Raw genomic sequence first — 12,789 nt, forward strand, 5'->3', positions numbered from 1 at the left:
TCATCGTGATGCTCTTCTTCATTTTTTTGCAAGGCAACATGTTGAGACATATCAATTACTCGGATCGTTTTCGGCAACGTATTTTTCAAACTCTCTGCCCATGTTTCAAACCCTGCACCGTTATAGATAAATAAAGACGATTTTGAAATCTCCGCCACTTGATTCGGATTGGGAGAAAACATATGCGGATCATTCCCCAACGGTACAATCATGTTGATATCAAGAGCGTCTCCTGCAACCGCGTGAGCCGATTCTAAAAGCGAAAAGGTACTAACAGAAACGGTTGGTTTACTTTCAGAAAAACCCTCTTTTTTTTGAAGTTTCGGTGAAAAGAAGGTCATTCCGATGACGATTGCGGTAATGACACCGCCAAAAACAATTAAACGCCTTGTGTCCATAGTGTTATCTCTCTTTCAAAAAATGATGTAACTTATTTTACGAATACGAGTAATAATAAGCAATAGAGGAGATCACAATCGCTATAAAAAGACCTAATTTTCTTTTTGGCGAACAGTTTTTGCACATATCCTCTCCTCAGGTAATAAAAAGGTATTTTAGTGCTACTCGTTTAAAAAGGAGCTTCATTCCTCTCTTATGAACACTATGCTATAATCGCGAACTTTTTTAAAAATCAAGGATTAATATGACAGGTATACTGCTCATCGTACAAATCGCTTTGGTCGTTATGATCACGATTGCGGTACTTCTACAAAAAAGCTCAAGCATCGGTTTGGGCGCATACAGCGGTTCAAACGAATCGGTTTTCGGTGCAAAAGGGCCGGGAAGCTTCTTGGCGAAAATAACCTTTTTCCTCGGGTTCGTTTTTATCATCAACACTGTGGCTCTCAGCTATTTCTACGCACAGCAAAAAAACAAATCGGTAGTTGATGCGATGATCGAAAAAACCGACGTTGCCGCACCGACGATCAATATCGTAAACGATACCAACGCCACTAAATAAGCCAAAGGAGATTATCATGCTAAATGAAGTGTATCAATTTTGTGAAGAAAAAATGCAAGGAAGCGTTGATCACATGCTCAGCGATTTCCGTACATTGCGTACCGGAAAAGTAACGACTAAAATCCTCGACAACATCCGTGTTGAAAGCTACGGTTCAATGGTTCCGTTGGAGCAAGCAGCAAGCGTTTTGGCAACCGATGCGACGACAATCACCATCTCTCCGTGGGATAAATCGATGCTCAGCGTTATTGAAAAAGCGATCCAAAAAGCCGACATCGGCGTCAATCCGAACAACAACGGAACCGACATCAAGCTCTTTTTCCCTCCGATGACCGTTGAACAACGTCAAGAATCGGCGAAAAAAGCCAAAGGGATGGCGGAAGATGCAAAAGTAGGCGTTCGCAATGATCGTAAAAAAGCGAACGACAAAATCAAAGTTCTCGAAAAAGACAAATTGATTACCCAAGACGAATCAAAAGGCGCTCAAGACAAAGTGCAAAAAATTACCGATAAATTTACCGCAAAAATTGATGAATTGCTCAAAAACAAAGAGCAAGAACTCCTAACGGTGTAATGATGGATATTAAAGCAATTTATATGAACGCCAACGCGATGTTGGAGGGGCATTTCAAACTCAGTTCCGGAAACCATTCGCAGTACTACCTTCAATCGGCAAAAGTACTCGAAGATCCGAAAACAGCAAAACTTCTTGCCGATGCGCTCGCCCTTAAAATCCAAGAAAACGGTATCAAAATTGATACCGTCTGTGCTCCGGCACTGGGTGGATTGATTGCAGGATTTGCGCTCGCAACCGCATTGGACAAACGCTCTATTTTCGCAGAGCGGGTTAACGGTGAGATGAAAATCCGCCGTGGATTTGAGATCACTCCGGGCGAAAAAGTCCTCATCTGCGAAGACATCATCACCACCGGCGGTTCAGCCATGGAAGCGGCCAAAGCGATCGAAGCACTCGGCGGTGAAGTGGTCGGTTTCGCGGCACTCGCCAATCGCGGATTCTGCAAGCGCGAAGGGTCTGAGTTGGAGCGCAAATCCAACTGTGCCCTCCCATCGAATAAACCGCTGTTTGCTCTGGCTGATTTCAATTTTGAGATGTATGCACCGGACAACTGTCCACTCTGTGCGGATGGAAGCGAAGCGATCAAGCCGGGGTCGAGAGGTAACTGATGGCTACCAATCCCGATAATTTCAAAGTTGATATGCCCCACCTGCAAAAGGTGCAACGGACGATTCGCAAAGCGGGAAATATTTTCCCGAATGAAAAAGAGTTGGTTAATACGTTAGAGGATTTGATTATCAAAGTGCAAGACGATACCTCGCTCAATACCTATTACTCAATGGCCCAATACCTCAAACAACGGGTCAAAGAGCTCAAAACCCATCTCACTGAGCCGGTGGAAGAGATTGATATGGCGCTCGAAGATCTCGATTGGTCAATCCGCTATCTCCAGTGGCTTGTTGCCGAACAGCCGAGCCACTCATAGTTCACAGCGCAACGCCTCGCTTACCAAGCGGGCAGCCACCTCTTTTTTCCCGTCAATCGTAATCGAAATCGGTAATCCGCGCAGCTCCCGTTTCTCTTCCAAACTCACAACCTTGACGACCAATTTGACATGGGGAGCATATCGGAGAATCGCCTCACAGATCAACCGCTTTTTCTCCAGATTATCGAGAGTGATGATAACGCTCACCGAATCTTTGGTACAAAGCTTGTCTAAAATAGTACTCTTGGACATGTCTCCGAAATAGACCTCTTGACCGTCTTTAAGCGCCTCTTCGACATGCTTATAGCTGTTATCGACAACAACATAATCAACCCCTTCGGCACGGAGGGCTTTGGCAACAAATTTTCCGACAACCCCGTATCCGCAGACGATGATATGATTTTTACGTCCCGGCAACATCACAAAGGTTTCGGTCACGCTGACGTCTTTGAAAAAATAGCTGCTGATCGTCGATAGATAGGTCAAAATAAACGGCGTGACGATGATCGACAATACGACGACAAGAACCAATAGCTGTGATAATTCATCAGGGATCAGATTGTTATTTCCCGCTAGCGCGAAAATAGCGAATGAAAACTCTCCCACTTGAGAAAGGGCTACTGCCGTTTTAAAGGCTATTTTGCTCTGCGAATAAATCCGAATGATACCAAACATCACCGCCGCTTTGATCAACATGATGATGCTCAAAAAGATCAATATTTCAAAAAAATGGTGGACAAGCATCCCCAAATCGATCTTCATCCCGACCGTCACAAAAAAAGTCCCCAGCAGGAGATCTTTAAACGGTGCAATATCGGCTTCCACTTTGTGATGGTAGCGGGTTTCAGCGATAATCATCCCCGCAACGAATGCCCCAAGAGAGTAGGTAAACCCCGCAAACGACGCAAGCAGCGAGGAAGCGACGACGATAACCAGAACCGATCCCATGAAAAGCTCATCCACTTCGCTGCTGGAAGAGAAATGGAGCAGCCACGTCATCACCCGTTTTCCGACGATAAAGAGCGACCCGATAATCAAAACCGCACTCAATGCCGTCTGCATCAAAACGTCCGCAATGTTTTTACCGTCCGAACTTAGAAATCCGATCAAAATCAAAATCGGAATGACGGCAATATCTTGAAAAATCAAAATTCCGGTCGCCTTTTGTCCGTACGGACGAGCGATCTCTTTGGTCGATTTGAGATAGGTCAATACCACAGCTGTTGACGAGAGGGATAATGCCATAGAGGTAATCAATGCCGTTTCAATCGAAATATCCAAAGCACCGTATGCCACCGTAAAAAAAAGGATCGACGACATAATAACCTGCAACCCTCCATTGAAAAAGACATCTTTTTTCATCGTGGATAGCCGCTGCAACGAGACTTCTAGACCGATCGTGAACATCAAAAACACGACTCCGAATTCGGCAATCATCGACAATGTATGCGAATCGGCCATGTGACGCAAATCGAACGCGTATGCTACCGTCACGCCAGTCAAAATATATCCGATAATCTGTGAGATTCCAAACCGTTTCAAAACAAGATTGACAACAATTGAAAACCCCAATGCGACAGTGACATAATAAAGAGCAGATTCCATAAATTTCCGATTTTTCAAACATTTTTATAAGGCTTCAAAGTATATAATACGTTCCTTAAGAAGAGTACTAAAAAACAGCTCTATTTTGGGTCAGAGCGCCCATTCAACCCCATTTTCGGATTCAGTTTGATAAGGATGAACGTATGACCAAGTATATTTTTGTGACCGGAGGGGTACTCAGCTCACTCGGCAAAGGGATCACCGCAGCGAGTATCGGCGCACTGCTCAAACATGCCGGCAAGCAAGTCGGGATGCTCAAAATCGACCCGTATATTAACGTCGACCCCGGAACCATGAGTCCCTTGGAGCACGGTGAAGTATTCGTCACCAAAGACGGAGCGGAAACCGATCTCGACATCGGAAACTATGAGCGTTTTCTCGATACATCGTTTCTGAGAACCAGCAACTTTACAACCGGTCAAGTCTATAGCTCGGTCATCGAGCGCGAACGCAGCGGCGGATATTTGGGACAAACGATCCAAGTTGTTCCGCATATCGTCGGTGAAATCGTCGACCGTATCAAAAAAGCGGGTGAAGGGCATGAGATCCTCGTCGTCGAACTTGGCGGAACCGTCGGAGACATCGAAGGGTTACCGTACATGGAAGCGATCCGCATGATGAAACACGACGACGAGGTTGAGGGGACATTTTTCATCCACGTCACCCTCATTCCGTTCATCAAAGCCGCAGGGGAGCACAAAAGCAAACCGACACAGCATTCGGTCCAAGAGCTTCGCCGTATCGGTATCACTCCGCAAATGATCATCGCTCGTAGCGAAGAGCGCTTGCCGAAAACCTTTAAAAAGAAACTTGCCCTTGCGTGTGACGTGAGCTCTGACAGTATCATCGAAGCAACCGACGAGCAAACGATTTATGCGGTACCGCTCAGCTTCTTAAACCAAAACATCCTTACTCCGATTGCCAAAGAACTCGAATTGGGTGAGCTCAAACCGGACATGGAACAATGGGATTCGCTGGTCAAAAAAATCGTCTCTCCAAAACACCATGTCACGATCGGTTTTGTCGGTAAATATTTGGAACTCAAAGAGTCGTACAAATCGCTCATCGAAGCACTCATTCACTCAGGGGCTCATCTCGATACCCGCGTAGCGATCCATTGGGTTGACAGTGAGAAAATCGAAACACAGGGAGCCGAAGCACTGTTGCGCGACTGTGATTCGGTACTTGTAGCCGGCGGTTTCGGAAATCGCGGTGTCGAAGGAAAAATCCAAGCCATCCAATATGCGCGCGAAAACAATATTCCGTATTTGGGCATCTGTTTGGGAATGCAGCTCTCCATCGTTGAATACGCACGAAATGTCCTCGGATACGAAGATGCCAACTCGATCGAATTTAATCCATCAACGACCCATCCGATGATTTACTTGATCGACAATTTCATCGACCAATCGGGTGAAACTCAGCTTCGCACCCACCACTCACCGATGGGAGGAACACTCCGTTTGGGCGAATACCCGTGTGAAACAAAAGAGGGTTCAAAACTTCGTGCGGCATATAACAATGAAGCATTGATTTTTGAGCGCCACCGCCACCGCTACGAAGCCAATCCAACCTATCGCGATGCACTTGAAAAAGCGGGAATGATTGTCACCGGTGAATCTCACGGACTTATCGAAGCGGTTGAAATCCCGTCTCACCCGTGGTTTTTAGGGGTACAGTTCCACCCTGAATTCACCTCACGCCTCCAAACGCCGAATGCCTCAATCCTCGGCTTTGTCAAAGCAACGTTCGCTCATGCCAATCCTGCCTGAGGTTCCGCTCCTCGATTACGCACTTTTAGAGAGTTTTTTAACACGCCGATTTGAAGCGCAAAGTGAAAAACTCTCCGATATTCCCCATCCGAGCCTTCTCAAAGATGCCCTCAAAGGATCCAAGCGCTTAGCCGATGCCATTCGCAACGGCGAAAAAATCGCTCTGGTGGGGGATTATGATGTTGACGGCGTCACCTCTACCGCTATCGTCAAACGTTTTTTTGATCTCATCAATTATCCTCTCACAACTGCGATTCCCAACCGTTTTAGCGATGGATACGGTGTCTCAAAAACCGTTTTGGAACGACTCGATGCAAAAGTCATTTTTACCGTTGACAACGGAATCAATGCCCTCGAAGCCGCCGAAGTTTGCAAGAGTAGAGGGATTGATCTGATCATCACCGATCATCATACCCCCGGAGACACCCTCCCTGATGCGTATGCCATCATCAATCCGAAACAAACGGGATGTTCCTATCCGTTCAAAGAGATATGCGGGGCACAAGTCGGCTGGCTTCTCATGGGGATGCTCAAACAAGAGCTCGGCCTCTCCATCGACATGCGCCAATTTTTCCCTTTTTTATCTCTCGCCATCATCGCCGATGTGATGCCGTTGGTGGGAATCAACCGCGCTATTGTCAAAACAGGATTGGAAATGATGAACCGCTCCAATCTTCCGGCATTTGAAATGATCCGCGATTTTTTGAACCGTTCCACCATCTCTTCAGAAGACATCGCGTTTCAAATCGCCCCGCGTATCAACTCGGCCGGACGACTCGAAGATGCTTCAATCGCACTGGATTTTTTATTAGCCGATACCACCGAAAAAGCCTACCACCAATTCGAACTCCTAAGTGCGCTCAATACACTGCGTAAAGAGACCGAAGCACAAACCACCGCCGAAGCGATGGAGCTTGTGAACCCCTCCGATAGGGTTATCGTCGTTGCGGGAAAAAACTGGCATGAAGGGGTTGTCGGCATCGTCGCATCACGGTTGGTCACCCATTTTCAAAAACCTGCCATCGTCCTGAGCATCCATAACGGGATTGCCAAAGGATCCGGACGGAGCATCGGCAATGTCGACCTCTATTCTCTGATTAAATCCCAAGAGGCTCTTTTAGCTAAATTCGGAGGACATAAAATGGCTGCCGGATTGTCCTTGGAGTATGAAAATGTTGATCCATTCCGTCAAGGGATCAATGATGTGGCACGCTCTATCCCTCCCGAAGATTTTATCCCTCACAGTGACGTTGTCGGAGAGTTGGAACACGAAATGATCAATTTTCAGCTCTTAGAGCTACTGGAGCGGTTTGAACCTTACGGCGAGGGAAATCCCCGCCCGAAATTTCTCATACGCGAGGCGGATGTTGTCAACGTCAGATTGTTCGGAAGCGATCAGTCCCACAGCCGTATCGAGCTGCGTCCCAAAGCGCTCAGCCCCAAAACAATGGAGCTTATCGCCTTTCGACGAACGCTGGAGTATCCTGAAAACAAAAAAATCTCCTGCAGCTATACGGTCAACAAAAATGAGTGGAACGGACGCGTTTCGATCCAGCTTATGGTGGAGCGGGTATTTTGATCTACCGTTTTTTCATCATCCCCCTCTTGTTCATCGGATGCGGCTCCGTCGATACACACTTGCCCTATCCGCTCACCATCAGCGAAGAGGGTCTGGGAGCGATTCATCCCGATACCCCGATCAATCAGGTCAATACCCTCTTGAGCGGTTTCGAATTTGACAAGCTCTCTCAGGTCTCTTCCGATCGCAACAGCGTCATTCTCCAAATGAAACGGGGCACTCATCCGATCGCGCAAATCGTCTCCGATGAATCAGGCAAGAAAATAGCCGCAATCTATATTAATTCCAACCTCATCAAGAATAAACAGGGGATAGGATTAGGGGAACCTCTTCCGCAAAACGATCAAATTCGCTGCGATGGACCAGAGTGTATATCGAAAAATGAGCCCTCTGTTCATTACCGTATCAATCCAGCCAATCGAACTATCCTCGAAATAACCTTTTCACGGCTATAATATCTCTATGGATACATTTTTTATTGAATTTCGCGACCCGCTCTTCGGTATCGTTGTCTTTTTTGTTCTCCTCTTTGTCCTCTCTTTTTTGAGTTACTGGTGGGGACGGTACAAAAGTGCTCAGGAGCATCGTGATCTCGAATCGTTTTTAGGAAAATTCGAATCGATAGGCAAGGGAGACAAGCTTGCCGAACAGGTTCAGACAAACTCTATCACCAGCGAATCGTGGCTCCTGCTGGCACAAAGTTTTGAGCATCAGGGCAATTATGAAAAAAGTGTCGAAATTTACCATGCGCTCCTTGCCAAAAACCGTGATCCCATCTTCCAAAAAGATGCTCTGTTGTTACTCGGAAAAAGTTTTTTCAAAGCAGGTTTTTTGGAACGCTCCCGCCAAACTTTTCTCCAAGTTTTGAGTAATGCACCCCGTACTCCGCAGGCACTTCATTTTTTGATCCTCATTTACGAACAGCTCCAGCAATACGATAAAGCTCTCGAAGTGATGGAGTCCCTCGAAGAGATCAGCACCGATACCCTCACCGAAAAACTCTATTTGGAGTGCCGACGCCTCCTCAGCGATCATCGGATAGGACTTGATGAAAAAGCTTCTCGACTCATTACGTTTTATGAACAGCACCGCCGTTTGGGCTATATGATTTTCGAATGGCTTTTCACTTATCGACCGATGGACGGATGGAAACATTTCGACCAGTCCCTGAGCGAGCGTCTCAGCGATGTTTTATGGCGCGTGAGTGATGATCATTTGGATTTGGATATAATTTCAAGCAACACCTATCTGCGTGAGCTTTTCAGTGCGAGAGGATCACTCAATCTGGCGGAAGGGAGCTCGATTTTCGAGCTCGATATTCTTATCGCCCTTCACCGCTGCGGTGTGGCAAAATCGACCTTGCAATTTGAATACACATGTCATCAATGCAACCAAATTTCGTTTTTGCCGTTTCACCGCTGTCCGCATTGTCATGCCATCGATAGCGTTCAGAGCATCATGAATCTTTCAAAGGAGCGTTTTGAAGAAAATAACTCTCTTCAGTGACGGTTCGGCACTGGGCAACCCCGGTCCGGGAGGATACGGTGCGATACTCCGATACGGAGATAAAGAGCGGATCATCAGCGGCGGAGAAGCACATACCACCAATAACCGTATGGAACTTTTGGGGGTGATCGAGGGGCTACGAGCCCTCAAAGAGCCCTGCGACGTCACGATCATCTCCGATTCATCCTACGTGATCAAAGGGATCAACGAATGGCTGGAGGGATGGGTCAAACGCAACTTCGCCAAAGTCAAAAACCCCGATTTGTGGCAAGAGTACCTACGCGTCTCCCAACCGCATCAGATACACGGCGTATGGGTACGCGGACACAACGGTCATCCCGAAAACGAACGGTGTGACGTTATCGCCAAAGAAGAGGCGGAAAAGTATAAAAGCGGGTTGAAATAAAAGCACACAAGCGTGCGTGGGCTCTCTGCCGAAGAGAACTCAGCGTTAGCGTAGGATTGGAGGCTTTGCTCCCGATCCGTGTTAAAATGATGAAAGCGGAAAAATTTAAAAAAGGAATACAACCATAATGGACAACTTAACCACCCTGCAGGAACGCTTAGGGTACACCTTTCAAAACAAAGAGCTCCTTATTGAAGCGCTGACGCATAAAAGCTACAAACAGCCCTACAATAATGAGCGCTTGGAGTTTTTGGGGGATGCGGTACTCGATCTTATCGTCGGTGAATACCTCTACAAAAAATTTCGCACCTATGATGAGGGAAAACTCTCCAAAATGAGAGCATCTCTCGTCAACGAGGGGGGATTTACCTCTTTAGCCAACCATATCGGCTTGGGTGAATACATCTATCTCTCTAATGCCGAAGAGAACAACAACGGCCGCAGCAAAAGCTCACTCCTTTCAAACGCATTCGAAGCCATTATGGGGGCGATCTATCTCGAAACCGGTTTACACAAAGTACAAGAGATTACCATCACTCTGCTCGAACAGGTCCACCCCGATATCTCTTTGGATTCGCTCTTCAAAGATTACAAGACTTCACTCCAAGAGCTAACACAAGCCCATTACGGCACTACTCCCGAATATCAGTTGATAGCCGAACACGGACCGGATCACAAAAAAGAGTTTGAGGTTGCCGTTATTATCGACGGCAAGCGATACGCTTCAGCCTGCGGCAAAAGTAAAAAACAAGCGCAGCAGGAAGCGGCGCAAATCGCATTGGAAATGTTAAGCAAGGAGCTCAAATGAATCGATTTGGAGAACGTTTTACAATAACGACATTTGGTGAATCGCACGGCAAAGCGATCGGATGCGTACTGGATGGAGTTCCTGCCGGTTTAGCAATCGATGAAGCATATATTCAAAGTGAGCTTGATCGCCGCCGTCCGGGTCAAAACGAGTTTGCCACCGCCCGTAAAGAGGCCGATCAAGTCGAAATCCTCAGCGGCGTTTTCGAGGGACTCAGTACCGGTACGCCGATCATGATGGTAATCTATAACACCGATCAAAAAAGCGGTGATTACAGCAATGTCAAAGACATTTTCCGTCCGGGACATGCTGATTTTACCTACTTTCACAAATACGGTCTTCGCGACTATCGCGGGGGCGGACGCTCAAGCGCACGCGAAACGGCGGCACGTGTCGCAGGGGGTGCGGTAGCCAAACTGATGCTCCGTTCTTTGGGAATCGAGTGTGAGAGCGGTATCAGTTCGATTCACGGCATCGAAGCACACTCTCTGGATTTTAACTATCCCAAAAACAGTCCGATTTATGCCCTCGATCCAAGTGTCGAAGAGGCTCAAAAAGCAGCCATCTTGGATGCCAAAAACGCCCATGATTCCGTCGGCGGGGTGGCAACGGTGAAAATCAGCGGTCTGCCGATCGGCTTAGGCGAAGGGCTTTATTACAAACTCGATGCCGTATTGGCCGAAGCGATGATGGGGATCAATGCCGTCAAAGCGGTCGAAATCGGTGAGGGGATTCACAGTGCCCAACTCCTTGCAAGCCAAAACAACGATCCGATCACCCCAAAGGGATTTAAATCGAACCATGCAGGGGGAATTTTAGGCGGCATGAGTAACGGTGATGATGTTTTGATACGTATCCATTTTAAACCAACCCCATCGATCTTTATCGATCAGGAGAGTGTCAATACCGATAACGAAACCGTCCACGTCTCTCTCAAAGGGCGACATGACCCATGCGTCGCCGTACGCGGCTCGGTCGTTGCCGAATCGATGGCGGCACTCGTCATAGCCGATATGGTGCTACTCAACATGGGACGCACGATGAGTGGGGTACTCAACTACTACCGATAAGTGTCTCACTTAAGATTATTTTCGCTACCATAGATCATCTCATCCAAAAGGTTTTTCTGTGGCAAGCGTACAAAACTGCTACCTTCTCGATACCTCTGTTATCCTTGATGATCCAACCAACATTTTACGAATCAGCGACGAAAACCATAACGGTGTCGCCATCACCAACGTTGTTTTAGCCGAACTTAACAGCAAAAAAGATGATATGCGCTCCGAAGCAGGGTTTCAGGCGCGTGAGTTTTTCCGTCTTGCCGACGCCGCATGGGGGGAACCGATCAGCTTCATCGAACTTCCCAAATGCGTTCAAGAACACGTCAATGTCGAAGAGTGCAAAAATGACCGATATTACCGCCTTTCACTCAATTTCGACCGATCATTGCATGGGGGAGAAGCAAACCTCATTGATCTGTTTATTATCCATCGTGAACATTACCGCATCTCCCATACGTTTACCGAACCCAAGGGGATCAATGATGCGAAAATCGGAGAGATCGCCGACGATTATGATCTCACTCTCCTCTCCAATGATATGTCATTTCGCATTGCTGCAGAAATCCGCGGTATCCGCACCCAAAGCATCCGCAACAGCAGCGTCGAGGCACCGGAGCAAATCGACTTTACCTACACCTACGAGTATGAAAAGACCCCTTCCCTTCCAAACGATGTCGAACACCACAACTTCGATCAACTCACCTTCGTCCAAAAAGCGCTCAGCAGCTCATCAGAGATGTACGAAACAGGGATCCAACGCCATGCGTTTTGTTTTAACAACCAAATCGAATGGTGCGATTTTGACCGCCGATTCGGAGAACATTTCAACGATGAACTGGTACGCCCGCTAAATTTGGAGCAAAAATTTTATTACGCGATGATGACCCACCCACAGAACTACGTGACGGTAGTTTCCGGCTCTACAGGATCGGGTAAAACGCTCGTCGCGCTTCAGGCAGGGTTGGAATTGGTTGAAGAGGGGATTGTAGAGGGGATCGTCTATGCCCGTAATACCGTTACCTCGAACGATCAGGCGGCAGAACTCGGTTTCCGCAAAGGGGATGAAGAACAAAAACTAAGCTTTTTCATGTATCCGCTCTATTCTGCGGTTAATTTCACCATCGAACACCAAAGCAAACGCTCCATTGACGCCCGTGTCGAGTACACCGGCAACACCAACTCGGTCAAACGGGAAAATGCCACCGAAGTGTTTATGAAAAAATACAATATCGAGACGATGGATATCGCCCATCTTCGCGGTACGACGATCTCCCGCAAGTTTGTCATCATCGATGAAGCGCAAAATATGACCAATGCCACCCTAAAACTCATCGGTACACGGATGGGGGATGAAACACGCCTTGTCGTGATGGGAGACCCCGGTCAAATCGACCATCCGTTCCTCTCCAAACGACGTAATGCCCTTGTCAGCTTACTCAACAAAGCGCAGCATAATAATTTTATCGCAGGGATTCAGTTGAGGCATACGATACGCTCTCAAGTTGCGGATTGGTTTGATAAGAACTTTTAGCATACTTTTCTCTTTAGCGAGAAAAGTATCAAAAGAGCATACCGTGATCCAAGAACGC

At 47.2% G+C, this 12,789-nt stretch carries 14 protein-coding genes; 12 read left to right on the forward strand and 2 right to left on the reverse strand.

From position 1 onward, the window contains the following. The coding region (locus tag JHC35_RS01605) for a zinc ABC transporter substrate-binding protein (RefSeq protein WP_295041634.1) at positions 1-398 on the reverse strand (398 nt) is incomplete at its 3' end. A 245-nt stretch (positions 399-643) separates the two neighbouring features. Here JHC35_RS01605 and secG point away from each other — a divergent pair. Genes secG through JHC35_RS01625 form a run of 4 tightly spaced genes read left to right on the forward strand, consistent with a single transcriptional unit; the run spans position 644 to position 2,463 of the window. Further along, positions 644-961, forward strand: coding sequence for a preprotein translocase subunit SecG (secG, locus tag JHC35_RS01610; protein WP_295041635.1), 318 nt, complete (start codon positions 644-646; stop codon positions 959-961). A gap of 16 nt (positions 962-977) precedes the next feature. Continuing rightward, complete coding sequence (frr, locus tag JHC35_RS01615; protein WP_295041636.1) at positions 978-1,535, forward strand: ribosome recycling factor; 558 nt, start codon at positions 978-980, stop codon at positions 1,533-1,535. A 2-nt stretch (positions 1,536-1,537) separates the two neighbouring features. After that, on the forward strand, positions 1,538-2,146 hold the full coding sequence (gene pyrE / locus JHC35_RS01620) for an orotate phosphoribosyltransferase (RefSeq protein ID WP_295041637.1): 609 nt from the start codon (positions 1,538-1,540) through the stop codon (positions 2,144-2,146). Continuing rightward, a complete protein-coding gene (locus tag JHC35_RS01625; protein ID WP_295041638.1) occupies positions 2,146-2,463 on the forward strand; it encodes a hypothetical protein in 318 nt (105 codons plus the stop codon). Before pyrE ends, JHC35_RS01625 begins: the two co-directional genes overlap by 1 nt. Here the strand turns inward: JHC35_RS01625 and JHC35_RS01630 are convergent. Next, on the reverse strand, positions 2,458-4,068 hold the full coding sequence (locus JHC35_RS01630; RefSeq protein WP_295041639.1) for a cation:proton antiporter: 1,611 nt from the start codon (positions 4,066-4,068) through the stop codon (positions 2,458-2,460). The two genes, JHC35_RS01625 and JHC35_RS01630, sit on opposite strands and share 6 nt — an antisense overlap. A gap of 143 nt (positions 4,069-4,211) precedes the next feature. On the opposite strand from JHC35_RS01630, the gene JHC35_RS01635 reads away from it, so the two are divergent. From JHC35_RS01635 to JHC35_RS01670, 8 genes are all read left to right on the forward strand, one after another. Beyond that, positions 4,212-5,840 (forward strand): CTP synthase, encoded by a 1,629-nt coding sequence (locus JHC35_RS01635; protein WP_295041640.1) that lies wholly within the window; start codon positions 4,212-4,214, stop codon positions 5,838-5,840. Then, complete coding sequence (recJ, locus tag JHC35_RS01640) at positions 5,824-7,419, forward strand: single-stranded-DNA-specific exonuclease RecJ (RefSeq protein ID WP_295041641.1); 1,596 nt, start codon at positions 5,824-5,826, stop codon at positions 7,417-7,419. Before JHC35_RS01635 ends, recJ begins: the two co-directional genes overlap by 17 nt. Then, a complete protein-coding gene (locus tag JHC35_RS01645; protein WP_295041642.1) occupies positions 7,371-7,874 on the forward strand; it encodes a hypothetical protein in 504 nt (167 codons plus the stop codon). Before recJ ends, JHC35_RS01645 begins: the two co-directional genes overlap by 49 nt. Before the next feature lie 7 nt (positions 7,875-7,881). Beyond that, entirely contained in the window at positions 7,882-8,925 is a 1,044-nt protein-coding gene (locus tag JHC35_RS01650; RefSeq protein ID WP_295041643.1) for a tetratricopeptide repeat protein, read from the forward strand. Next, entirely contained in the window at positions 8,900-9,331 is a 432-nt protein-coding gene (gene rnhA / locus JHC35_RS01655; protein ID WP_295041644.1) for a ribonuclease HI, read from the forward strand. Before JHC35_RS01650 ends, rnhA begins: the two co-directional genes overlap by 26 nt. Positions 9,332-9,458: 127 nt before the next feature. Further along, the gene (gene rnc, locus JHC35_RS01660) at positions 9,459-10,139 is read left to right on the forward strand and encodes a ribonuclease III (protein ID WP_295041645.1); all 681 of its coding nucleotides are present in this window, start codon (positions 9,459-9,461) and stop codon (positions 10,137-10,139) included. Further along, entirely contained in the window at positions 10,136-11,209 is a 1,074-nt protein-coding gene (gene aroC / locus JHC35_RS01665; protein ID WP_295041646.1) for a chorismate synthase, read from the forward strand. Before rnc ends, aroC begins: the two co-directional genes overlap by 4 nt. Positions 11,210-11,267: 58 nt before the next feature. Next, complete coding sequence (locus JHC35_RS01670; RefSeq protein ID WP_295041647.1) at positions 11,268-12,731, forward strand: PhoH family protein; 1,464 nt, start codon at positions 11,268-11,270, stop codon at positions 12,729-12,731. Positions 12,732-12,789 lie beyond the last annotated feature (58 nt).

This window comes from Sulfuricurvum sp. (assembly GCF_022759005.1).
In the GTDB taxonomy this organism is placed as follows: Bacteria; Campylobacterota; Campylobacteria; order Campylobacterales; family Sulfurimonadaceae; genus Sulfuricurvum.